At 71.1% G+C, this 23,330-nt stretch carries 23 protein-coding genes; 5 read left to right on the top strand and 18 right to left on the bottom strand.

Annotated features, from left to right (window positions below):
• Positions 1-2 precede the first annotated feature (2 nt).
• Positions 3-881, bottom strand: a complete 879-nt coding sequence (locus ACFWPA_RS12020) for a glycosyltransferase family 2 protein (protein WP_378506917.1) — start codon at positions 879-881, stop codon at positions 3-5.
• Positions 882-891: 10 nt separating this feature from the next.
• The gene (gene rfbD, locus ACFWPA_RS12015) at positions 892-1,752 is read right to left on the bottom strand and encodes a dTDP-4-dehydrorhamnose reductase (RefSeq protein WP_378506916.1); all 861 of its coding nucleotides are present in this window, start codon (positions 1,750-1,752) and stop codon (positions 892-894) included.
• A 229-nt stretch (positions 1,753-1,981) separates the two neighbouring features.
• Between rfbD and ACFWPA_RS12010 the strand changes: the two genes are divergently transcribed.
• The 3 genes from ACFWPA_RS12010 to ACFWPA_RS12000 all read left to right on the top strand — a co-directional run bounded on the left by ACFWPA_RS12010 (position 1,982) and on the right by ACFWPA_RS12000 (position 4,609).
• The gene (locus tag ACFWPA_RS12010; RefSeq protein ID WP_378507044.1) at positions 1,982-3,433 is read left to right on the top strand and encodes an LCP family protein; all 1,452 of its coding nucleotides are present in this window, start codon (positions 1,982-1,984) and stop codon (positions 3,431-3,433) included.
• A gap of 80 nt (positions 3,434-3,513) precedes the next feature.
• Positions 3,514-4,236, top strand: coding sequence for a TIGR03089 family protein (locus ACFWPA_RS12005; protein ID WP_378506915.1), 723 nt, complete (start codon positions 3,514-3,516; stop codon positions 4,234-4,236).
• Between the two features lie 40 nt (positions 4,237-4,276).
• The gene (locus tag ACFWPA_RS12000) at positions 4,277-4,609 is read left to right on the top strand and encodes a cupin (RefSeq protein ID WP_378506914.1); all 333 of its coding nucleotides are present in this window, start codon (positions 4,277-4,279) and stop codon (positions 4,607-4,609) included.
• Positions 4,610-4,643: 34 nt separating this feature from the next.
• Here ACFWPA_RS12000 and ACFWPA_RS11995 read toward each other — a convergent pair whose 3' ends face one another.
• From ACFWPA_RS11995 to ACFWPA_RS11950, 10 genes are all read right to left on the bottom strand, one after another.
• The gene (locus ACFWPA_RS11995) at positions 4,644-7,109 is read right to left on the bottom strand and encodes an FtsX-like permease family protein (RefSeq protein ID WP_378570282.1); all 2,466 of its coding nucleotides are present in this window, start codon (positions 7,107-7,109) and stop codon (positions 4,644-4,646) included.
• A complete protein-coding gene (locus ACFWPA_RS11990; RefSeq protein ID WP_378506912.1) occupies positions 7,103-7,849 on the bottom strand; it encodes an ABC transporter ATP-binding protein in 747 nt (248 codons plus the stop codon). Before ACFWPA_RS11990 ends, ACFWPA_RS11995 begins: the two co-directional genes overlap by 7 nt.
• Before the next feature lie 92 nt (positions 7,850-7,941).
• Positions 7,942-8,640: a response regulator gene (locus tag ACFWPA_RS11985; protein WP_378570334.1), complete on the bottom strand. Its 699-nt coding sequence runs from the start codon at positions 8,638-8,640 to the stop codon at positions 7,942-7,944.
• An 8-nt stretch (positions 8,641-8,648) separates the two neighbouring features.
• Positions 8,649-9,839 carry a sensor histidine kinase gene (locus ACFWPA_RS11980; RefSeq protein WP_378570280.1) on the bottom strand — a complete coding sequence of 397 codons (1,191 nt, stop codon included), beginning with the start codon at positions 9,837-9,839 and terminating at the stop codon, positions 8,649-8,651.
• 113 nt (positions 9,840-9,952) lie between these two features.
• A complete protein-coding gene (locus ACFWPA_RS11975) occupies positions 9,953-11,113 on the bottom strand; it encodes an acyl-CoA dehydrogenase (protein WP_378570278.1) in 1,161 nt (386 codons plus the stop codon).
• A 113-nt stretch (positions 11,114-11,226) separates the two neighbouring features.
• Entirely contained in the window at positions 11,227-11,907 is a 681-nt protein-coding gene (locus ACFWPA_RS11970) for a TetR family transcriptional regulator (RefSeq protein WP_378506909.1), read from the bottom strand.
• Positions 11,908-11,975: 68 nt separating this feature from the next.
• Positions 11,976-13,355: a glycosyltransferase 87 family protein gene (locus ACFWPA_RS11965; RefSeq protein WP_378570276.1), complete on the bottom strand. Its 1,380-nt coding sequence runs from the start codon at positions 13,353-13,355 to the stop codon at positions 11,976-11,978.
• A 96-nt stretch (positions 13,356-13,451) separates the two neighbouring features.
• Positions 13,452-14,558, bottom strand: a complete 1,107-nt coding sequence (locus ACFWPA_RS11960) for a hypothetical protein (RefSeq protein WP_378570274.1) — start codon at positions 14,556-14,558, stop codon at positions 13,452-13,454.
• A 112-nt stretch (positions 14,559-14,670) separates the two neighbouring features.
• Positions 14,671-15,180: a 5-(carboxyamino)imidazole ribonucleotide mutase gene (gene purE, locus ACFWPA_RS11955; RefSeq protein ID WP_378506906.1), complete on the bottom strand. Its 510-nt coding sequence runs from the start codon at positions 15,178-15,180 to the stop codon at positions 14,671-14,673.
• Positions 15,181-15,210: 30 nt separating this feature from the next.
• Positions 15,211-16,416, bottom strand: a complete 1,206-nt coding sequence (locus ACFWPA_RS11950) for a 5-(carboxyamino)imidazole ribonucleotide synthase (protein WP_378570332.1) — start codon at positions 16,414-16,416, stop codon at positions 15,211-15,213.
• Positions 16,417-16,628: 212 nt separating this feature from the next.
• Here ACFWPA_RS11950 and ACFWPA_RS11945 point away from each other — a divergent pair, with 212 nt between their 5' ends.
• The gene (locus tag ACFWPA_RS11945) at positions 16,629-17,180 is read left to right on the top strand and encodes a GtrA family protein (RefSeq protein ID WP_378506905.1); all 552 of its coding nucleotides are present in this window, start codon (positions 16,629-16,631) and stop codon (positions 17,178-17,180) included.
• Between the two features lie 19 nt (positions 17,181-17,199).
• Here ACFWPA_RS11945 and ACFWPA_RS11940 read toward each other — a convergent pair whose 3' ends face one another.
• From ACFWPA_RS11940 to ACFWPA_RS11920, 5 genes are all read right to left on the bottom strand, one after another.
• Positions 17,200-18,519, bottom strand: a complete 1,320-nt coding sequence (locus tag ACFWPA_RS11940; protein WP_378570272.1) for a sensor histidine kinase — start codon at positions 18,517-18,519, stop codon at positions 17,200-17,202.
• 31 nt (positions 18,520-18,550) lie between these two features.
• On the bottom strand, positions 18,551-19,228 hold the full coding sequence (locus ACFWPA_RS11935) for a response regulator transcription factor (protein ID WP_378506903.1): 678 nt from the start codon (positions 19,226-19,228) through the stop codon (positions 18,551-18,553).
• Between the two features lie 74 nt (positions 19,229-19,302).
• The gene (locus tag ACFWPA_RS11930; protein ID WP_378506902.1) at positions 19,303-19,890 is read right to left on the bottom strand and encodes a PH domain-containing protein; all 588 of its coding nucleotides are present in this window, start codon (positions 19,888-19,890) and stop codon (positions 19,303-19,305) included.
• 18 nt (positions 19,891-19,908) lie between these two features.
• Positions 19,909-21,105: an AI-2E family transporter gene (locus ACFWPA_RS11925; protein WP_378506901.1), complete on the bottom strand. Its 1,197-nt coding sequence runs from the start codon at positions 21,103-21,105 to the stop codon at positions 19,909-19,911.
• 20 nt (positions 21,106-21,125) lie between these two features.
• Positions 21,126-21,578, bottom strand: a complete 453-nt coding sequence (locus tag ACFWPA_RS11920) for a DUF6069 family protein (protein WP_378506900.1) — start codon at positions 21,576-21,578, stop codon at positions 21,126-21,128.
• Positions 21,579-21,748: 170 nt separating this feature from the next.
• On the opposite strand from ACFWPA_RS11920, the gene ACFWPA_RS11915 reads away from it, so the two are divergent.
• Positions 21,749-22,174 (top strand): hypothetical protein, encoded by a 426-nt coding sequence (locus tag ACFWPA_RS11915; RefSeq protein ID WP_378506899.1) that lies wholly within the window; start codon positions 21,749-21,751, stop codon positions 22,172-22,174.
• A 66-nt stretch (positions 22,175-22,240) separates the two neighbouring features.
• Here the strand turns inward: ACFWPA_RS11915 and ACFWPA_RS11910 are convergent, their stop codons facing one another.
• The gene (locus tag ACFWPA_RS11910; RefSeq protein ID WP_378506898.1) at positions 22,241-23,086 is read right to left on the bottom strand and encodes a biotin--[acetyl-CoA-carboxylase] ligase; all 846 of its coding nucleotides are present in this window, start codon (positions 23,084-23,086) and stop codon (positions 22,241-22,243) included.
• Positions 23,087-23,330 lie beyond the last annotated feature (244 nt).

The following is a 23,330-nucleotide window of genomic DNA, read 5'->3' as shown; positions in this document are numbered from 1 at the left end:
TGTCAGTTCCCCTCGTCCTTCGCCCTGCTCCGTACGGCCGCCGAGACGGCCACTCTCGATCGCACCGCAAGGCCCCCCTTGAGCGCCCACCGCAGCGGCGCCTGCCACCAGTGCGGGTGGCGATCGGCCTGGAATCGGTACGCACTCGCATGATGTGCGGGCAGCATCAGCTCCGGATGACGTCCGGCCGCGTGCCCCTTCGCGTGGGTCACCGCCGCCGACGGCACGAACACGTTGTGCCATCCCGCCCGGCCGAGGCGGTCACCGAGATCCACGTCCTCCATGTACATGAAGTAGCGGGAGTCGAAACCGTTGATCGAGTCGAACGCGGCCCGCCGCACCAACAGGCACGACCCCGACAGCCAGCCGACCGACCGCTCCGAGATCTCCTCGTCCTCCTGCCGGTAGCGGGTGGTCCACGGATTCGACGGCCACACCGTGCCGAGCACCGCGTGCCCCGCCCCGGACACCAGGCCAGGCACGTGCCGGGCCGACGGGTAGACGCTGCCGTCCGGTTCCCGCACCAGCGGCCCCAACGCGCCGGCCCGCGGCCACCGGGCCGCGGCCTTGAGCAGTTCGTCGATCGACCCCGCGTCCCACCGAATGTCCGGGTTGGCGATCACCACAAACTCGGCCGCCGGATCGAGCTCGGCGACGGCCCGGTTGATCGCACCGCCGTAGCCGATGTTTCCGCCGGTCCGCAGGAGTCGGACGTGCTCGCGCGTCTCGGCGGCTGCCTCGGGCGCACCGTCGGTCGACCCGTTGTCGGCGAGGATGACCTGCGTCGACAGTTCGGTCGCGTCCTCGAGGGTGTCCAGGAACTCCTGGAGATGAATGCCTGGCGAATAGGTCACCGTCACCACGGCCAGCTGCGAACTCACGCCAGCCACCCTAGTCGGGGAGTTCGGTCAGGGCGGACGCCAGGGCATCACCCCACGGCCGGAGCGGGGTCAGACCCGCCCCGACCCACGCGGCGGGGGCAAGGACCGAGTACCCGGGCCGCGCGGCAGGCCGCGGAAACGCGGCGCTGGTGCACGGGCGGACCCGCGCCGGATCGGCCCCGACGGCGGCGAACACGGCCCGCGCCAACTCGAACCAGCTCGCCCGCCCGGCGTTCGTCGCATGCAGCACCCGCCCGGTGACATCGGGGCGGGCCGCGAGCTCAAGCAGCGCGTCCGCCAGGTCCGCGGCGTAGGTCGGCGACCCGACCTGGTCGTCGACCACGTCGACGGTGTCGCGCTCACGCTGCAGCCGAAGCATCGTGGCCACGAAGTCGGTCCCGGTCCCGGTGTACACCCACGCGGTCCGCACCACCGCCGCGGTCGGGTCCGCGGCCAGCACCGCCCGCTCCCCCGCGAGTTTGGTGCGCCCGTACACGGTGCGCGGGCCGGTCGGGTCGTCCACCTGGTACGGCTCCGACGCGTCCCCGGGGAACACGTAGTCGGTCGACAGGTGGATCAGTCGGGCGCCGACGCGGGCGGTGGCCTCGGCGAGGATCCGCGGGCCGGTCACGTTGGCGTCCGCGGCCGCCGCCTCGTCGGCCTCCGCGGCGTCGACGGCGGTGTAGGCCGCGCAGTTCAGGACGACGGTTCCGGGTCGGACCGCGTCCCGCACCGCGTCCGCATCGGTGATGTCCAGCTCGCGCGAGGTCACCCCGACGACGTCGAGACCGTCCCCGGCGCCCGCGGACCACCGGCGCAGCACCTGCCTGCCCAGTTGCCCGCCTGCACCGGTCACAAGGATCTTCGTCACAGCACAAAGTCTGGCACGCCGGTTTCGGGTCACCGGGTCTCCGGGTGTTCGCCGTTAGCCTGGACGACGGATTGACGGAGAACGGTGAGGGGCAGTGTTGCCGGACAACAGGGCGGCGGGCGAGCGGCGGGCACGCCGGTCGGCCGCGAGCGGACCGCGAGCGAGGAGCGTCGGGGGTGGGCGCGGCGACCAGCGGCGGCCCGACCCCGGCCCGGCCCGGGCCCGGCCGGTGCAGGTCGGGGTCGCCATCGTCGCTGCCCTGGTCCTGGTCGTGACGGGCTTTGCGTGGCGCAGCGTCGACGCGCTGGAGTCGAGCCTCGCGACCGCCCGACTCGGTCTCGGCGGCACCAAGGACGGCGCGCTGGACCTGCTGCTGGTCGGCACGGACAGCCGGACCGACGCGCACGGCAACCCGCTCAGCACCCAGGAACTTGAGGCGCTGCGCGCCGGTGACGCCGAGGCCGACAACACCGACACGATCGTGCTCGTGCGGATCCCCAACAACGGCGAGTCCGCGACCGCGATCTCCATTCCGCGTGATTCGTACGTCAAGGTTCCCGGCGTCGGGATGTCGAAGATCAACGCGGCATTCGGTGCGACGAAGGCCACCGAGAAGCAACAGCTCATCGACGAGGGCACCGACGACGCAACCGCGGAGAAGGAGTCCACCCAGGTAGGCCGGGAGGCGCTGATCACCGCCGTCGCCGACCTGACCGGGGTCACCGTCGATCACTACGCCGAGATCGGGCTGCTCGGGTTCGTCCTGCTCACCGACGCGGTCGGCGGCGTCGACGTGTGCCTGAACCAGGCGGTCGACGAACCCCTGTCCGGCGCGAACTTCCCGGCAGGCGAGCAGACCCTGTCCGGCGCGCAGGCGTTGTCGTTCGTGCGCCAACGGCACGGCCTGCAGCGCGGCGACCTGGACCGGATCGTGCGACAGCAGGTGTTCATGGCCTCCCTGGTGCACGAGGTGATCAGCGCGAAAACCCTGAGCAACCCCGGCAAACTGTCGCAGTTGACGTCCGCCGTCCAGCGGTCCGTTGTGCTCGACGAGGACTGGGACGTCATCGGTTTCGCGAAGGAACTGCAGAGCCTGGCCGGTGGTCAGGTGAGGTTCGAGACGATCCCGGTGGTGGACATCAACGCGATGACAGACTACGGCGAGTCGATCGTGCAGGTGGAGCCGAAGGCCGTCCGCCGCTACGTCGCCGAGCTCGCGGGCGAGGCCGACACCGAGGCATCCGCCGGAGAGTCCGATCCGGTGCCGACCGTGGATCCCGCCACCGTCACCGTCGACGTGGTCAACGACAGCGCCATCGGGGGTCTCGCGGGCCGGGTCTCGGACGCGGTGTCCGCGAAGGGGTATCGGGTCGGTGTCGTGGGGAACAACACCGGCGAGTCGGTGTCGGCGAGCGAGCTGCTGGCCGCCGACCCGGACTCCGACGCAGCCACGTCGGCGGCCGCCGCACTGGGCGGACTGCCGGTGGTGCAGGATTCCTCCTTGGCGCGGAACACGGTTCGGGTGGTCCTCGCCGCGGACTACGACGGACCTGGGTCCGAATCCACGAGGGATTCGGCCGAGCCGACATCCGACATCCTCGACCTGGGGACCAGCCCGACACCGGTCCCGCCCGGGCCGCCGATCGATGCGGGACGCTCCGGACCGCAGTGCGTGAACTGACCGGGGCGGGCCGACCGACCACGTCAACAGCAGGAGCCTGCGCGACCCGCGCAGGCGAACCGAGGGAGTACCGCGACACCATGGCAGCAGCACCCACTCTCACCGCGGCACTGCTCGACCCGATCCTGCAGCGCGACCCGGCGGGACCCCGCGTCACCTGGTACGACGACCTGTCGGGCGCCCGGATCGAGCTGTCCGCGCTGACCCTCGCGAACTGGGCGGCCAAGACCGCCAACCTGATTCGCGACGAGTTCGGCCTGGTCCCGGGGTCCCGCGTCTGCGTCCTGCTACCCGCGCACTGGCAGACCGCTGCGGTGCTGCTCGGCTGCTGGTGGGCGGGCACGGAGGTGGTGCTTGAGCCGGACCCGGATGCGGAGTTGGCACTGATCACGGCGGACCGGCTGGACGAGGCGTCCGATGCCGCCGAGGTCGCGGTCCTCTCCCTCGACGCGTTCGGCCGTCCCGCCGACAACCTCCCGGTCGGGGTCACCGACTATGCGACGTCGGTGCGGGTGCACGGCGACCAGTTCCGCCCCGACCCCGCATCCGCCGACGCCCCGGCGCTGGACGGACGGACGATCAGCGAGGTGCTCGACGCCGCCACCGGGTCCGCGGCAGCACAGGGGTTCACCGGCGAGGATCGGGTCCTGTCGACGTCGGACTGGACCACCGCGGGCGAACTCGTCGACGGGCTGCTTGCGGTGCTGGCCGCTGGCGCGTCGCTGGTTCAGGTGAGCAGCCCGGACGCCGGTCGGATGGATCGACGCGTCGAGTCGGAGAAGGTCACCGCGCGGCGTCCGTGACGGGCCGCGTCGTGTGCAGCGATCGCCACAGGAGGGCAACATGAGCACCCAACCGAACACCGGAAACCTCACCGAGATCACCGGGCTGCGGCAGAGCAATCCGCAGGACGGGTCCTCACCGCGCATCGAGCGGCTCGGCGCGCAGGCGGGAGTCACCGTGGTGCGGCTGAGCTTTCGCGCCGGACAGACCATGGAGGACCATCAGGCACGATTCCCGATCCTCGTGCAGGGCCAGACCGGGTCCGTCACCTTCGCCACCGCGGACCGCACCGTCACCCTGGTTGCCGGCACCGCCGTGCACGTCGACGCCGGGATCGTGCACCGGCTCGAGGCGGGCGAGGACTCCGTCGTCACGCTGCTCGTGCTGCGCTGACGACGTCCCGGTCCCCGCCCGCCTCGCGGTCACCTCACCCGGCCAGCGCCGCCACCGGGACGGCGCGAGCGGCGGTCCGGGCGGGCAGGACCGCGGCGAGCACCCCGGCGATTCCGCCGACCAGCACGATCAGCATCAGCTGCAGCCAGGGGATCGCTCCGAATGTCAGTCCGTCCCAACCGAATACCGACGCAGTCCCCGCCGCACCGAGGATCGACCCAAGCAACACCCCGAGCACCGACGCGACGACCGCGACCAGCACCGCCTCGCAGATCAGCACGGACCGCAGGCCGGACCGGGTGACGCCGAGCGCCCGCAGCAGGCCCGACTCGCGGCGACGCTCAATCACCGACAGCGCCATCGTGTTGCCGACCCCGATCAGCGCGATCAGCACCGCCACCGACAGCAGCCCGACCACCACCAATAGCAGGACATCGAGGATCGAGTCGATCGCCGCGCGCATCGACACCGCGCCGCTCACCTCGGCCATTGGTGCGAATTCCTCTGCCACGTCGGCAATCTCGTTCTGTGCCGCGGCCAGCTCGCCGTCGGAGAGACCGTCGAGCAGCCGGATCCACAGGGACTGCGGAACCGCGGCGAGGGCGAGTGCGTCGGCCGGGCCGACCAACGCGGGCTGTCCCTCCCGGCCCGCGACCACGGTCAGGGAGCGGCGGGTACCGGCGTGCTCCACGTCCAGCCTGCCGCCGGGCACGACACCCACCGCGTCCGCCTGCTCGGGCGACAGCGAGATCTCCCCGTCCGCGGGCAACACCAGCGGGATCCGCAGCGTCGCCGCGCCGTCGACCCGGTCGACACCGAGGACGGTGAGCCGGGTGCCCTCCCCGGCGACCACCTCGGTCCCGAGCAGCGGCGCGGTGGCCGTCACCGTGTCGATGCCGCGCACCCCCGCGTCGAGGCCCGGCGGCAGGCCGCCATCGGCGTCGATCGTCACATCGACGGGGAACTGCTCGTTCAACTCTCGCGGCGCCGCCGCCCCGACCGTCGCGATGCCGACGACCATCGTCGCGGTGACCGTCACGCCGACCAGCAGCGCCGTCGCGGTCGCCGTCGTGCGGCGCGGATTGCGCAGCGCGTTACCGACGGCCACCTCCCCCAGCGGCCCGATCAGCCGTGCGGGCACCCGACCCACCGCCGCCACCAGCGGCGGCACGATGCTGCGGCCGAGGAGCACGACGCCGAGCGCGGTCACGATCCCGCCCGCGCAGGCGAGCAGCACCTGCTCGGCGGACGCCCCGAACCAAAGCACGCAGACCCCGCCGACGAGCCCGGTCAGTCCGGCGACGCGGCGGGCCCGCGAGGCGGCGGCGGGTTCGACGACGGCCTCGGCGGGCGCAAGCGCGGCCAGCGGCGACACCCGGGTCGCGGCCCGCGCCGGCGCAACCGCGGCCAGGTAGGTGACGACCATTCCGACCGCGAGGCCGGCGAGGACCGCGGTCGGGGTGACCGCGAGGGTGTCCAGCGGCACCGGGGCGTCGACCGCCTCCGCCGCCAGGGTCACCGCCGACGCCAACCCGATTCCGACGAGGACCCCGGCGATCGATGCGGCGGCGCCGACGAGGAGGGCCTCGATCCGGGCGCCCCGGCGGATCTGGCGTGCGGTGGCCCCGACGCACCGCAGCAGCGCCAGTTCCCTGGTCCGCGCGGCGAGCAGCACCGCGAACGTGTTCGCGATGACCAGCCCGGCCACCACCACCGCGACCGCGGCGAACGCGAGCAGCACGTTGCGGATGGTGTCGGTGTCGCCGAGGTAGCTCGCCGAGACGCGCTCGGCTTGCTCGGCGCCGGTCCGCACCCCCAGGTCCGGACCGAGCGCCGCGGTGACGGCCTGCCGCAGCAGCTCCGGATCACCGTCCCCGGCGACCCGCAGCTCGTGATCGGCGGCGGCGCCCGCCCACGCCCGCAGCTGCGGCCCGGTGGTGTAGACGGAGACGCCGCCGAGTCGCTGGGCGCTGCCGGACAGGTCGATCGAACCGACGACCGTCGCGGTGCCGGTGCTCGCCTCCGTCGACTCGTCGTCGCGGGCGCCCCGCACGGTGACCGCGACCGTGTCCCCGACGACGAGTCCGGCGTCGGATCCAACCGCGATCTCGCCGGGCGCGGCCGGGAACCTGCCCTCCGCCAGTCGTTGCCATCGGAGCTCCGCCTGCTCGGCCAGCGTGGCGAGGGTGCCGAACAGCCTGCCCCGGCCCGCGGCCGCCACCTTCACCGGCGCCGCGGCGTCGACACTCACCGCCGTAACCCCGGGAAGGCCGGCAACGGTCGCCGCAACCGTCCGCGCCTGCGTGTCGTCGGCGAGGCCGTCGACCACCACCGCCGACGACCAGTACTGACCGGCAAGCGAATTCGTCACGCTCGCCGAGGTGGTTGCGCCCAACACCAGGGTCGCGACCACGAAGGCCACCGCAATCAGGATCGCGGCGCCGGACGCCAGGTAGCGGCCCGCGTGTGCCCGTGCCTGCGCGAGCGTCAGCCTCAGCACGCGCGCGCCACCAGATCGCGCATCGTCTCAAGCACCGAATCCGGTGTCGGACTGATGATTTCCCCGGCGACGCGGCCGTCGGCGAGCAGCACGACGCGGTCGGCGTAGGACGCGGCGACCGGGTCGTGGGTCACCATCACCACCGTCTGGCCGACCTCCCGCACGCTGGCCCGCAGCAGGTCCAGCACCTCCGCGCCCGCGTGGGAGTCCAGGTTCCCGGTGGGTTCGTCGGCGAACACCACGTCGGGACGCGGCAGCAGCGCCCGGGCCACCGCGACCCGCTGCTGCTGCCCGCCGGACAGCTCATGCGGCTTGTGGCCCAACCGGTCCGCGAGGCCGAGCCGGGCCACCATCTGATGCATCCACATCCGGTCCGCCTCGACGCCCGCGAGCCGCAGCGGTAGCAGCATGTTCTCCTCCGCGGTGAGCACCGGCAGCAGGTTGAACGCCTGGAACACGAACCCGATCCGGTCGCGGCGCAGCTCGGTCAGGCCACGGTCGTCGAGCCCGGTCAGGTCGGTGTCGCCGAGGTACACGCGACCCCCGGACGGCGTGTCCAGGCCGGCCAGGCAGTGCATCAGCGTCGACTTGCCGGAACCCGACGGCCCCATGATCGCCGTGAAGGCGCCGCGGCGGAAGTCGACGTCCACGGCGTCGAGCGCGCGGACCGCCGCGTCACCGTCCCCGTACCGCTTGCTCAACGCGACCGCACGGGCCGCCGAAATGTTCGGTCTCGTCATGGCTTCGACGGTAGGGATCACGCCGGGGTCGCACATCGGAGCGGCGAGCGATCTGCGCGGGCTGTCGGGTCATCCTGAGGGATGACGGTCGGTCATCCCCCGGGATGCTCCCCGCCGAGCAGATCCTCCGGTCGCACCAGGCCGCACCGATAGGCGAATACCACCGCCTGCACCCGGTCACGCGACCCGGTCTTCGAAAGGACCCGTCCAACATGAGTTTTCACGGTCGCCTCGGAGACGATGAGCTTGCCTGCGATCTCGGTGTTGGACAGCCCATGCGCCATCGCCTCGAGCACCTCGACCTCGCGGGGCGTCAGATCCGGCAGCGCGGGCCGGGCCACCGCCCCCTCCAGCATCGGGCCGACGTGCCGGAGAAGGCGCCGGGTGGACCTGGCCGCGATCACGGCGTCCCCGCGGTGCACCGTCCGCACGGCCGACAGCAACTCCTCCGGCTGCGCATCCTTGAGGAGGAATCCGCTGGCCCCCGCCGAGATCGCCCCGACCACGTACTCGTCGTTGTCGAACGTGGTCAGCACCACCACCCGCGGGGCCGAGTCGAGCGCGGTGAGCGTCCGGGTGGCCTCGATGCCGTCCAGGTTCGGCATCTGCACGTCCATCAGCACCACATCGACCGGCACCCTGGCCAGTTCCCGCAGCGCCTGCGCGCCGTCGGACGCCTCCACCAGCACGGTCATGTCGTCCTGGGAGTCGATCACCATCCGGAACCCGGCCCGAACGAGTTGCTGGTCGTCGACCAGGGCCACCCGAATCGGGCGTCCGTCGTCCGTCATCGTCACGCTCACATCCTTCGCTCGTAGGGCAGTTCGGCCCGGACCCGATAGCCGCCACCGACGACCGGGCCGGCGTGCAGCGTTCCGCCGTGCAGTTCGGCCCGTTCCCGCATTCCCAGCACGCCCTGCCCGCCCCCGGTGGCAGGCACCAGCGCGCCAGCGGCGCCGCGTCCGTCGTCGACGATCGAGAGCAGCAGGCCGCGCTCCGTCCACCGCTCGGTCACCACGACCCGCGCCGCAGGCCCGGCATGCTTGAGCACGTTGGTCAGCGATTCCTGCACGATCCGGTAGGCGGTCAGCCCGGCACCGGGCGACAGGTCCCGTGCCTCGCCCTCGGCATGCAGGTCCACCAGCAGGCCACCGGCCCGTAGGTCCTCGACGAGCTGCTCGATGTCGGAAACCTGTGGGGTGGAACGCGTCTCCCGGGGCGTGTCCTCCCGCAGCACCGAGAGCAGGGCACGCATGTCGGCGAGCGCCTGCCGTCCCGTCTCCGCAATGGTCTCCAGCGCGGCGATCGCCGCCTGCGGGTCCGCCTTGGCACCGTAGCGTCCGCCGTCGGCCTGCGCGATCACCACGGTGAGCGAATGCGCGACGATGTCATGCATTTCGCGGGCGATCCGGGTGCGCTCCCCCAGCGCGGCCAGCTCCGCCTCCTGCGCTCGCTCGAGCTCGAGCAGCCGGGCCCGTTCGGCGAGTCCCTCAAACTCCTGGTTACGCACCCTGCGGAGATCGCCGAACGCCCACACCGCGACGATATAGACGATCAGGAACGCGATGAGGAACGCGTGCGCCTGCCAGGTGGACTGCTCGCCGCCGAAATACCGGACACCCGCCACGGTCACCCCGACGATGGCCGCCGCCAGACCCCATCCGCTCGCCCACCTCGGCCCGTATGCCGCGAGTGCGTACAGCGCGATCGGCACGCAGATCCCGGGCATCAGCAGATTGGTCTGGTCAGTCGTGACGATCAGATACGCCACCGAGGACAGCGCAACCACCGCCGCGGCAGCGACCGGCCGGATGCGACGCCAGGCAAGCGGCACGGTCAGTCCCAGCGCGATCACCACGTCAACCCACCCGACGCCAACCGACGCCGCAACACCGAGGAGCACGAGAGGGGCCGCGATGGCGCGGTCGATGCCTGCGACGTGCTCGGCGCTCCAGCGGTACCACCGCTCGCTCAGCGGAAATCGGGGCATGCGCACCAGCGTAGCCACCTCCCCCGAAAACACCTGTTCCCCAATGTCACATCGGATCACTTCACGACAGCCGATGTGACATTGGGGAACGCGGGCCGGTGCCGCCCGTCAGCTCACTTGAGCAGTGCGCGCGACATCACGACGCGCTGAATCTGGTTGGTGCCCTCGTAGATCTGGGTGATCTTGGCGTCGCGCATCATCCGCTCGACCGGGAAGTCGGTGGTGTAGCCCGCGCCGCCGAACAGCTGCACCGCGTTGGTGGTGACCTCCATCGCGACGTCGGAGGCAAAGCACTTGGCGGCCGCGGAGATGAAGCCGAGGTTCTTCTCGCCGCGCTCCGCCTTGGCGGCCGAGGTGTAGACCATCAGCCGGGCGGCCTCGATCTTCATCGCCATGTCGGCGAGCATGAACTGGGTGTTCTGGAACGACGCGATCGAGGTGCCGAACTGCTTGCGGTCCTTGGTGTAGGCGATGGCCGCGTCGAGCGCACCCTGCGCGAGGCCGACGGCCTGGGCGCCGATGGTCGGCCGGGTGTGGTCGAGGGTCTGCAGCGCGGTCTTGAAGCCGGTGCCGGGCTCGCCGATGATCCGGTCGCCGGGGATCCGGCAGTTCTCGAACGCGAGCTCCGCGGTCGGGCTGCCCTTGATGCCGAGCTTGTGCTCGAGGCCGGTGACCGAGAAGCCGGGGTCATCCTTGTGCACGACGAACGACGAGATGCCGTTGGCACCCTTGTCGGGGTCCGTCACGGCCATCACCGTGTACCAGGTCGACTTGCCGCCGTTGGTGATCCAGCACTTCGAGCCGTTGATGATCCAGTCGTCGCCGTCCGCCTTGGCTCGGGTCCGCATGGCGGCGGCGTCGGAGCCTGCCTCGCGCTCGGACAGCGCGTAGGACGCCATCGCCTCACCGGAGGCCAGCGTCGGCAGCACCTGCGCCTTGATCTCCTCGGAACCGTTGAGGATCATGCCCATCGTGCCGAGCTTGTTGACCGCGGGGATCAGCGAGGACGAGCCGCAGACGCGGGCCACCTCCTCGATGACGATGCAGGTCGCCACGGAGTCCGCGCCCTGGCCGCCGAACTCCTCGGGAACGTGCACGGCGTTGAAGCCGGAGTTCACCAGCGCCTTGAGCGCCTCCTCGGGGAACCGGGACTTCTCGTCGACGTCCTTCGCGTACGGAGCGATCTCCTTCTCCGACAGCGCGCGGATCGCGGCCCGCAGCTCGTCGTGCTCGTCAGCAAGCTTGAACAGGTCGAAGTCCGGGTTTCCAGCCATCAGTCGCTCCTAGAGGAAGTCGAGTCACGGCACTCAGTGCCATTCGCCGACCATCATAGCGCAGGGACGACCGCCCACTCGGGTACCACGTGCCACCAATGCGGCACTGAGTGTCACCGCCCGTGGTCGCGGGCCTCCAACCGGCGCTGGACCAGGTCCGCCACCCGGCGCGGCGCAAGACCCCGCGGGAACACCGCGACCACCACGTCCTCGTCCCGCCCGCCGTCGACGCCCGCCCGGTCGATGCCGTGCCGGATCTCGGCGAGCGCGGTCCGCAGTTCCTGCGAGGTGGTCTCGACGCCATCCCGGACCATCCGCCGCAGCAGATAGTTGTGGGTCGCGATCACCGACGCGGCGAACTGCACCCGGGCCAGGTCCGCCGAGTCGGGCAGCGCGCGTCGCAGGTACTCGACGAAGAGTCGTTCGTAGCGGTAGCCGGTGACGATCTCCCGGTCCCGCAATGCGGGCACCCGGTGCACGACGGCGTACCGCCGGGTCGCCACGTCCTCCCAGTCCGCGAACCGCTCGAACACGATCGTCGCGGCGTCGCACACCGCACCCCACGGGTCCGGGTGGTCGGCGCCGAGGAACTGCGAGGCCTGCTCGAGCAGGATCTCGTGGTCGGCGAAGACCACATCCTCCTTGGAACGGAACTGCCGAAAGAAGGTCCGGCGCGAAATGCCTGCGGCGTCGGCGATCTCGTCGACGCTGGTGGCCTCGTACCCCTGCTCGGAGAACAGGCGCAGCGCCTCCGACACCACCTGGAGTCGGAAGCGGTCTGAATCGTCGGGCATGCGCCAAGCGTAAGGGCGGTGCGGACCGATCGAACCCCGCGGTGCGTCGGCGCGTTGACGCCGGGACGTCAGCGGACCACCTGCGTCGGGGGCGGGACGGCACGAACGACCGCGGGCTCCGGCATGGCGGGCAGGTCGCGGCGATCGGCGTCGCCGCCGCGCAGACACCACACGGTGCCCGCCGCGGTGATCGCCAGGACCAGCGGGTAGCAGCCGGCGTAGATCGGCACCAGGATCTGCGCCGACCACCCGGCGTCGTCGCGGGGCAGCATGAACAGGCCGATCCCGATCGGGTGATCGGCCCCGTGCAGCGGCGGACCGTCGGGATAGTTCCACCACCAGGCGAACGCCGGAATCAGCAGCGCCGTCGGGACCAGCCAGCGCAGCCGGGCGGTGGCGGTCAACGCGTAATGCAGGGCGAGGACCAGCAGCGGAACGAACCACACCCAGTGATGCCCCCACGAGAACGGGGACACCGCCGCCGATGTCATGCCGGTCAGGGTGACGGCGAGCAGTTCCTGTCCGCGGCGGTGCGCGAGCACCGCAGCGGACAGGCCGACGGCGGCGGCAACGGCGGCGCCGAGCAGCCACATCCAGGTCGGTGCCGCGAAGACACCGGTATCCGGATCGCGGTAGCGGGTGATGTCGTAGAAGCGGAGCAGCTGCGAGAAGAAGCCGTTGACCGACTGATTGCTGGGGGCGTCGACTGGGCCGACCCGCTGGGCCTGGGTGATCCGATGCGTCCAGTACGACCACGCGTCGGCGGGCACGATCGCGAAGCCGAGCGCCACCGTCGCCGCGAAGACCGACAGCGCGGTCACACCGGTGCGCCACTGCCGGGTCAGCGCGAGGTAGGCGAGGAAGAACGCCGGGGTCAGCTTGATGCCCGCGGCGATCCCCACACCGAGGCCCTTGAGTCGCGACCCGTCGGCCCTGGTCAGGTCCCACACCACGAGCAACACCAGAAAGACGTTGATCTGGCCGAGCCAGATGGTGGTGCGGACCGGTTCGAAGGCGGTCGTGACCACCGCGAGCAGGGCGCTGAACACCCAGACCCGCGGGGTGAGCCGGTAGCGCAGGCTCTTCAGGCTGAGCGCCACGATCGCGACGAGGGCGACAAACGTCGCCACCCACCAGATCACGTTGGTCAGCGACTGCCCGATCAGGGCGAACGGCGCGAAGACCAGGGCGGCGAAGGGGGTATAGGTGAACTGCATCCCGAACAGGATCGGGCCGTCGTACAGCCCGGTTCGGTGCACGATCGCGTCCCCGCCCGCCCGGTAGATCGCCAGATCCGCGTAGTTGACGAACAGCCCGTAGAACGGGTTGCCGATCGGCACCGCGACCAGGTGCCAGATCACCACGCCGACCGCGACGACCGCCGCCCCGGCGAGCACGGGCCACGACAGCGTGCGGTCATCGACGACGGACCGGGAGCTACTTCGCACGGGTAACGACGATACGGGTTGCCCGGGCACCGGCGAGGTAGCCACACGGTGACCGAGCCGATGCGAGCCGGCCTCCGAGCCGGCTCGCGCGATCCGCTACGGCGCGACGGCGGTCCAGTCCGCGAAGCCGGTCGGGTCGTGCCTGCCCATGCTCGCGTGTTCGAACAGGCCGGCACCGGGCAGGCCGTTACAGGTCGCGGAGGCGGAGAAATCACTGACGCCAAACGGGATTCGGCCCGCGATCGCCGGGTCGGTGAGGTCGTACACCGACCGCGCCGACCAGTTCCGGCCGCGCCACTGCCCGTGCGTCCACTCCGGGTCGCCGCCGTAGCCTGCGCCAACGTGCAACGCGATCCCGGTGCGCGGGGTGACCTCGATCGTCACCGGGCTGCCGTCGGACGCGGTGAGGTGCAGGGTTGCGGCGAGCGCCTGCCGGGTGCCGGACTTGTAGTCGAACTCGACCCGCGGCCAGCCGAGTTGCTCGATCCGACCGTCGTCCCAGATGCGGGTGGCGTCGTTGAGGGTGCGGAACCCGTCGGGGTTCTCCTGCACGATGACGATCACCGAGAACCCGTCGAACCGCAGCGGAACGTACAACCACCAGAACCCCTCGGACGGCCGCTCGAGCAACCGGCCAGCCGGGTCCGGGTCCCCGACCGGACGGATCCCCCAGGACCGGTCACGGGTGCCCATCCAGCGGTCCGGGTCGACGGCGACGTCGCGGCCGTCGACGGACAGCACCCCCGACCAGGCCCCGGTCTGCGCGAACCGGCTCGACTCCAGTTGCGGCCGAAGCCCGTTCATCAGCAGGTGCGACTGCTCCTGGACAGCGGGGCAGGTGCCCTCCCAGGTGAGGTCGAAGCCGAGGCCGCCCGCGTCGTCGCCGTCGCAGACCACCCGCAGCCGCCGCAGCGGCTCGAGCACCTCGATCCGGTAGCCGCCGACCGCCAGGTCGAGCGATCGGTGCTCGAGCGCGTCGGAGAACCGCACCGACACCTGCCGGTCGCCGGTGCGGACGGTGGCGAAGGCGTCGGTGACGCCGAGGTTCGGGTAGACCCCGAACCCGGTGACCAGAAACAGGTCACCGGCCGTGTCGACGGCGTTGAAGTACGAGCGATCGTAGAAGTTCTTGTCGCTGCTGACCACACGGTCCATCGGCAGCGGAGTCTGGTGGATCGGGTACTCGTCGAGCGGTGTTGGCATGGCGGCACTCCGGGGCTCATACGGCAACAGGGCATGTTCCGTTACAGGGCGTTACGCAATCGGTTGCCCTGCGAATCTAGCCCCGGCCACCCCGGCGTGTCCGACGATTCGGTCAGCCGAGCAGCGTCGCGCGCAGCGCCGCGTCCTTCTCCAGCACCATCGTCTCCAGCCCGGCCTGGAACTTCTCCATCGCCGCCCGAACGGCCGGGTCGGCGGCGCCGATGATCCGGGCCGCGAGCAGCCCCGCGTTGCGGGCGCCGCCGATCGAGACGGTCGCGACCGGAACCCCGGCGGGCATCTGCACGATCGACAGCAGCGAGTCCATCCCGTCGAGGTACTTGAGCGGAACCGGAACCCCGATCACCGGCAGCGGGGTCGCGGCGGCGACCATGCCGGGCAGGTGCGCGGCGCCGCCTGCGCCCGCGATGATCACCTTCAGGCCCCGCCCCGCCGCGGCGTTCGCGTAGTCGAGCATGCGCTGCGGGGTGCGGTGCGCGGACACGACCCCGACCTCGAAACGGATACCGAACTCGGCGAGCGCCTCCGCGGCGGCCTCCATCGTCGGCCAGTCCGAGTCGCTGCCCATGATCAGGCCGACCTGGGGTCCCTGCTGCTGCGTCATCTCTCTCCTGAAAAGTGTCGGGTCGGTCGGTCAGTTGCCTGCGTGCGGGTCCCAGCCATCAGTCCACACCCCGTGCGAGAGCCAGTGCGCCGCCCGCTCCGCCCGTTCCCGGACCGCGGCAACGTATGCGGGGTCGTCGAGGGAACCGGACGCGCCGCCGACGATGTTGACGTGCCCGATCTTGCGGTCCTTGCGCTCGCCCTTGCCGTACAGGTGCACCTTCGCGTCGGGCATCCGCGCGAACAGGTGGTGCACCCGCTCGTCCATGCTCATCTCCGGCGCCTCGGGCGCACCGAGCACGTTCGCCATCACGGTGACCGGCGCGATCGGCGCCGGATCGCCGAGCGGGTAGTCGAGCACCGCCCGCAGGTGCTGTTCGAACTGCGAGGTGCGGGCGCCGTCCTGCGTCCAGTGCCCGGAGTTGTGCGGGCGCATCGCCAACTCGTTGACGATCAGCCTGCCGTCGACCGTTTCGAACAGTTCGACCGCCATCGCGCCCGTCGCGCCGAGCGCCGACGAGATCCGCAACGCCATCTGCTCGGCCTGCGCGGCCAGGTCCGCAGGCAGGTCCGGTGCGGGCGCGATCACCACCGCGCACTGCCCCTGCCGCTGCACGGTCTCGACGACCGGCCAGGTCGCACCCTGCCCGAACGGCGAGCGGGCCACCATCGCGGACAGTTCGCGACGCATCGGGACCTTCTGCTCGACCATCAGCGTCACGCCCTTGTCGAGCTGCTCGGCGACGATCGCCTCCGCCTCCTCGGCGTCCGCGGGCATCCACACGCCGCGGCCGTCGTAGCCGCCGCGGACCGCCTTGAGCACGATGTCCCAGCCGTGCTCGGCCGCGAACGTCTCGACGTCACCCGCCCAGGTGACCTCCGCGAAGGCGGGCACCGGCGCGCCGAGCTCGGCCAACTTGCGGCGCATCGCCAGCTTGTCCTGCGCGTAGATCAGCGCCTGCGGCGGCGGCTGCACGTTGACCCCCTCGGCGACGAGGGTGTCGAGGTGCTCGGTGGGGACGTGCTCGTGGTCGAACGTCAGCGCGGAGGTCCCGACGGCCGCCGCGCGCAGGGCCTCAAGGTCGGTGTGGCTGCCGAGTACCACGTTGGCGCTGACCTGCGCGGCGGGCTCGTCCGGTCCGCCGGAGAGCACCCGAAGGCACTGCCCGAGTTCGATCGCCGCCTGGTGCGTCATCCTGGCCAGCTGGCCACCGCCGATCATCGCGACCACCGGCATCGCGGCGTTCGGGCCGCGGGGGGTCGTTGGGCGGGGCTGGGATCCGGAATCGACGCTCACGAGTGTCCATGGTGTCACGACCGGCACCCCGACCGCGCCGCAGGTGCCGCCGTCGGACGCGGGGTGTCGCAGGTCACCGCGGAGCCGCGGGCGGACACCGTTCGGAGTGTCCGGTCGGGACTCGCGCGACGGAGTTCGTAGAATAGTCTGCTGTGTCAATTGTCGATCAGGCGCTGAGCCGCGTACCCACACGATTACGGGACGTGGTGCTGCGTCATCGGGAGCTGATCAAGTTCGCGATCGTCGGCGGCACCACAATGGTCTTCGACCTCGCCATCTTCTACTCGCTGGCCTTCACGGTGCTCGAACAGAAGCCGACCGTCGCCAAGATCATCTCCGGCGTGATGGCCACCATCCTCAGCTACGTGCTTAACCGCGAGTGGGCGTTCAAGAACCGCGGCGGACGCGAACGCCACCACGAGGCACTCCTCTTCTTCGCGATCAGCCTGATCGGGGTCGGCATCGCCGCGGCCCCGATGTGGATCGCGAACAACATCTTCGCCATCCGTGCCGACCAGTCCAGCGTGACGACGGTCGTGATCATCGACTTCGTGCTCAACTACATCATCGGCAATCTGATGCAGATGGTGTTCCGGTTCTGGGCGCTGCGCCGGTTCGCCTTCCCGGAGGAGAACGTCCGCGGGGACGACGGCTTCGACCCGACCCCGGACGAACTCGCCCACCCCGAACACAGCGGTTCCTGACCGCCCCAACCGAGCCCGATCAGCGCGGCTCGGTCACGGCCCCCGACTCCGCCTCCCGCCCGATGTCCGGGTGCCGCTCGGTCGGCAGGAACAGCGCGAACAGCGCCGGACGACGCCGCTGCAGGTCGAGGCGGCCGCCGTCGGCCTCCACCAACGCCCGCGCCAACGCCAACCCGACACCGGTGGATCCGCCCGCCGAGAACCCGCGGGCGAAGATGTGCGGCGCCAACTTGTCGCTGACGCCGCCCTCGTCACCCACCTCGACGCAGACCATCGCCTCCCGCCGCGGGCCGACACCCGGCACCAGCCGCACCACCACCGTGCAGGTGCCCTTCCCGTGCATCAAGGCGTTGTCGACGAGGACCGCGACCGATTCCCGCAGCCGGGACGGCGTCGCCGCGGTCCGCACCTCCCGGTCACCGCGCAGCACCAGCGACCGCCCGAGCTGCTCGTACTGGGTTTGCCATTCGGCGACGACGGTGGCGAGTTCGGGCATCACCACCAGCGACCTGCGGTCCGCGCCGTCGCTGCGCGAGGAGCGAACCAGGTCGTCGATCGCTGCGGTCAGCCGGTCCACCTGCGCCATCGCCGCGTTCGCCTCGTCGACGACATCCGGATCCGGATGCACCGACAGTTCGTCGAGACGCAGCCGCACCGCCGTCAACCGGCTCCGCAGCTGATGGGACACGTCACCGACGAGGGCGCGTTCGCGCTGCAGCCTGCCCGCGATCTCGACGGTCACCGAATCGAGGACGTCGGACACCCGGTCCAGTTCCGGGATCCCGTAGCGGCGGGCATCGGTCCGGAAGTCGCCCTTGGCGAGTCGGGCCGCGCGGTCCGCGACGTCCTGCAGCGGGTCGGCCAGCCTGCGGGCGGTGACCGTGGCGACCGCGGTGCCCGCCGCGAGCGAGGCCAGCACCACGAGGACGACCGCACCGATCGCCTGCTGCTGCAGGATCCGCATGGACGCGGACGGGGTCTCCAGCCGCAGCGCCCCGGACCGGCCCATCGAGATCGCCTCGACGAGCGGCGCATCCACCCGGTCCGCGCCGATGTCGATCCGGGCGTTCGGGTTCTCCGCGGTCGGATAGATCACCGTCAGCCTGCCCCCGTCGGGGACCGCGACCCGCAGCGACCCGACGTCGAGGGTGCCCTCGACGAGCCCGGTCTGCCCCTCCTGGGCGATGATCTCGGCGGACATCCGGTCGAGGCGGGCCTGCAGGTCGCTCCGGGTGAAGTCCTCCACCCACAGCCACGCCGTGTAGGTCAGCGGCAGGCCGAGCAGCAGCCCGGTGACCAGGACGACCGCGATGATCGACAGCTGGATGCGACGGCGCACGGTCGGCCCTCCCGGTCAGGTGGTCGCGCGGTCAGGTGTTCAGGCGGAACCCGACGCCGCGCACGGTCGCGATGCGCCGCTCCCCGACCGGGCCCTCGTCGCCGATCTTCCGACGCAGCCACGACATGTGCATGTCCAGTGTCTTCGAGCCGCGCAGGTCGGCGTCGCCCCACACCTCCTGCAGGATCACGTCCCGGGAGACCACCTCGCCCGCGCGGTCCATCAGCACCTTGAGCAGTTCGTATTCCTTGTTGGCGAGGGAGATCTCGCTGCCGCCGACCAGGACCCGGCGCGCGGCGGGCTCGAGCCGGATGTCGCCGACCTCGACGGTCGAGTCCTCGGGCCCGCCGCGGCGCCGCAGCAGCGCGCGGACCCGGGCCATCAGCTCGGCGAGCCGGAACGGTTTGCCGACGTAGTCGTCCGCGCCCGCGTCGAGGCCGACCACGAAGTCCACCTCGTCGGTGCGGGCGGTGAGCATCAGGACCGCGAGTTCGGATCCGCTGGCGCGCAGTTGCCTGCACACCTCCAGCCCGTCCATCCCCGGCAGACCGAGGTCGAGGATCAGCAGGTCGAACGAACCGCTCAGCGCCAGCTCGAGGGTCGACGGGCCCGCCTCCTCGACGGTCACCTCGTAGCCCTCGCGGCTCAGTGCCCGCGACAGCGGCGCGGCGATGGCCTCATCGTCCTCGGCGAGAAGTACGGCAGTCACGTCACCACAGTACGGAGCGACCCGCGGGTGGGTGCGCCGCGGCACGCGGTGAATCCCCCGCCGCGCCGCGGCGATCAGTGCCGCCAGCCGCGGCGTGGTCGCCTGTCGTCCCGGCCGCCCGGGCCCGGGTTCCCGCCGAAGTCGACGGCGCCACCGTCGCGGTGCAGCTGCATCGCGTCGAACACCTGGTGGTACAGCAGGGAATGGACGCGTTGCACGTCGGGGATGTCGTCGAATTCGAGCGGATCGTCGGCGGCCGACGCGATCACCAGCGTCCCGGTGCGCATCATCCGGTCGATCAGCCCGTGCCGGAACTGCACGTTGCTGATCCGGCCCATCGGGATGTCGATGCCGCTGTGCGTGAACACGCCCTGCCGGATCAGCACCCGCCGGTCGGTGACGATGAAATGGGTGGACTTCCACCGGATCAGCGGCGCGGCGCACCGCCAACCGAGCACGGCCAGCCACGCCACCAGGACGAGCAGCAGCACCACGGTGCGGGCGGTGCCGTCGAGCCGGTCCTGCGCCATCCCGCCGACGAAGCCGGCGACGGCCGTCGCGACGACCAGCGTGACCGCCGGGAGCACCAGCATCTTCCAGTGCGGATGCCGGTGCAGCAGCAGTTCCTCGTCGGCGGCGAGCGCATCGTCCGGGTAGCCCATGACCGGAAAGTGTGCCACCTACACCGGCCGGTCGGCGCCGGTGCTCGCGGCCGCGCCCGGGCCGTCCCCCGCGTCGACCGCCTCCGCGACATCCTCCGCCGCGGCGGCCTGCAGTTCCCTGGTTCGCTCCAGCGCCTCCCGCTCGGCGGTCACCAGTTCCTCGGCGGACGGCGGCGATCCGGAGATCAACGCGTTCGCCCACCTCGTCGACGGGTCGATGTCCAGCAGCAGCGCCTTGACCAGCAGCGTCATCGGGATCGCCAGCAGCGCACCGAGCGGGCCGAGCACCCAACCCCAGAACACCAACGCCAGGAACGTCAGCGTCACCGACAACCCGACCGCGTCGCCAACGAACTTCGGCTGGATCACCGACTGGATGATGACGTTGATGACGCTGTAGACGACGATCACCCACAGCATCAGCGTCGGGCCGCCCTGAAGCAGGGCGATCAGCGCGGGCGGGATCAGGCCGATCACGAAGCCGATGTTCGGGATGTAGTTGGTGATGAACGACAGCAGACCCCACAGGATCGGCAGCGGAATCCCCATCGCCCACAGGGCGCCCGCATCGATCACCGCGACGATCAGACCGAACACCGTCGACACGACGAGATAGCTGCGGGTGCCGGACGCGAACGACGAGAACGCGTACGCGATGTCGGGGCGGGAGAACGCGACGGCCCGCATCCGGTCACCGAACGAGGACGCATCCATCGCCATGAAGATGAGCACCGCGAGGATGAAGAAGATGTTCGAGAACACCCCGAGCAGGCCGGCGAGAATGTCGTCGAGCAGCCCGACGAGCTTGCCGAAGTCGAAGTTGGAGAACACCGTGTCCAGCTCCGCGGACCCGATGTCCCACCGCATCAGCCAGTCCTGCACGTCGGCGACGAGCTGGTTGGCCTTGTCCGCGTACTCCGGAAGCAGGGTGGCGAGCTGGGCGACGGAGACCGCAAGCGCGCCGATCAGGCCGAGCAGCACGGCGTAGACCGACGCCAGGGTCGCCAGCACCGCCACCCAGGTCGGGGCGCCCTTGCGTTGCAGCCAGTCCCCGAGCGGCTGCACCGCAACGACAAGCATCAGCGCGAGGAAGACGGGGCCGATGATGCCGGAGAACGCCCGGATTCCGGCGATCGCGACGACCGCACCCGCCGCGCCCAGCAGCACGATCAGGCCGCGCGGCCACGGCGAGGACTGCGGCGGCGCCTGCCGCACCGGGGCCTCCCGCCCGTGTCTCACCTCCACACCAGGGCCCGACGGGCAACGCCGGGAAGCAGCCCGAGGATCGGCACACCCAGCGACAGGTGCACGAGCGCGGTCGCGACCCGATCGCCCGCGGTGGCGTCGTACACGAACGGCAGGATCACCGACGCAACGACGAGCAGCCCGACGATCCAGCCGAAGAACGACTCGCCGCCGGGGGTGCTCAACTCCAGCAGGTACAGCAGCACCGCCGCGAGCAGGGCGGCGATGAACCCGAGCACGGCGAACCGTACCGACAGGGTCAACTCCGGAAGCCACGGCGGCGCAAGCGGGTCGAGCCCGAACGCCCGCACGATCAGGGTGACCACCAGCCCGGACAACGCGGTCACCAGCGCGGTCGCCGCCGCCCCCGGCCAGAACTTGGCGGCCGACAGCGTCCGCTCCCCCGCGCTCGGCCCGCCACCTGTCCCCGGATAGCCCGTCATCACGTCCCCTTTCACCGCAGTCGGATCCACTGCGAGGGTTCCCCGTCGCCGCCCGGCAAACCTCACCCTCGACGGATGAGGTTTCGCGCGGCGGCAGCGCCGAGACTGCAGTGGACACTCACGGCCCATCTCTCATCGGCGCTCGCAGCCGCTGGGACTTTCGGAGAGGAATGGTCATGACCGACCACTCGGTGGCAAATCACAGCGACGGCAGCGTCAAGCAAGGCTTCGCCGCGGGCACCTCCATCGCGGCGGCGATCCTGCTGCTGACCGTCGGCATTCTGCAGATCTTCCAGGGCATTTCCGCCGTCGCCAAGGACAACGTCCTCGTCTTCGGACCCGAGTACACCTACAGCTTCGACGTCACGACCTGGGGTTGGATCCACATCGTCGTCGGCATCCTGATCGCGCTGACGGGCTTCTTCCTGATGACCGGTGCGACCTGGGCGAGGATCACCGCGATCTTCCTTGCCGCACTGTCGATCATCGCCAACTTCCTGTGGCTGCCGTACTACCCGCTGTGGTCGATCCTGATCATCGCCCTCGACGTGGTGGTCATCTGGGCGGTCACCACCTGGGACACCGACCGGTACTGACCAGCCCGGTCCACCGGACCCGCGAGGGGCGTCGACGTCACCGTCGGCGCCCGTCGCGTCGTCCGGTCAGGCGGGGCCCGGGTACGGCCGCAGGTGCGTCACGTCGCCCGCCGACACCGCAACCGCCTCGCCGCCGCCGTCGGGACGCACCACGACCCGGCCCTGCAGGTCCACGTCCACCGCGGTGCCGATCAGCTCGGCATCCCCCGGCAGTTCCACCCGCACCCGCTGCCCGACCGTGACACACCGGCGCCGGTAGTCCGCGGCAAGTCCGTCGACCCGCCACCCGTCCTCCCGCCATGCGGTGAACTGCGCGGCCAGCGACCGCAGCAACGCGCGGGCGATGGTGTCCCGGTCCGTGGTCGCCGCGCCAGCGACGGCGAGCGAGGTGGCCGTCGGCACCGGCAACTCCGCCTCCGTCAGGGTCACGTTGAGCCCGACCCCGATCACCACCGACGGGACCGGCGCCGTCGACGCGACCTCGGCGAGGATCCCCGCCACCTTCTTCCCGCCGATCAGCACGTCGTTCGGCCACTTCAGTTCCGCGTCCACCTCCGCGACGGACCGCAACGCGTCCAGCACCGCGACCCCGGTCATCAGCGGGAACCAGCCCATCGATTCGAGCGGCAGCCCGGGCATCCGCAGCAGCACCGACACCGACACCGACGACCGCGGCGGGGCGACGAAGCTGCGCGCATGCCTGCCGCGCCCGTGATCCTGATACTCGGCGATCAGCACCGCACGGTCGAGCGCGCTGTCGACCGCGCGGGCCAGCAGGTCCGCATTGGTGGATCCCGTCTCCGGAACCACCTCGAGGCTCGAATAGAAGGCGTTGGGGTCGGCGCCGCCCGCGACGAGCGCGGTGCGCAACGCGGCCGCGTTCAGCGGGGGCCGGTTCAGGTCCGTGTACATGGGTCGAGCGTAGGCGCCCCGCGCCGCACCGATCGGCGGCACCGCGGGCGGACAATACCCGCAGGTAGCTTCGGTTTGATCGGGCACCGCGAGCCGACCTCGCGCGGTCGGGCGTGCACGGCTGTCGATAAGCTCGTACCCATGACCAGCGTCCAGGAGCCGGCCGCGACCGCGGCCCCCGATATCCACACCACCGCGGGCAAGCTCGCGGACCTGCACCGCCGTCAGGCCGAGGCACACTTCC

Source organism: Rhodococcus sp. NPDC058505, assembly GCF_042720095.1.
Classification (GTDB): Bacteria; Actinomycetota; Actinomycetes; order Mycobacteriales; family Mycobacteriaceae; genus Rhodococcus_G.
This window is presented reverse-complemented; position numbering and strand designations above follow the sequence as displayed.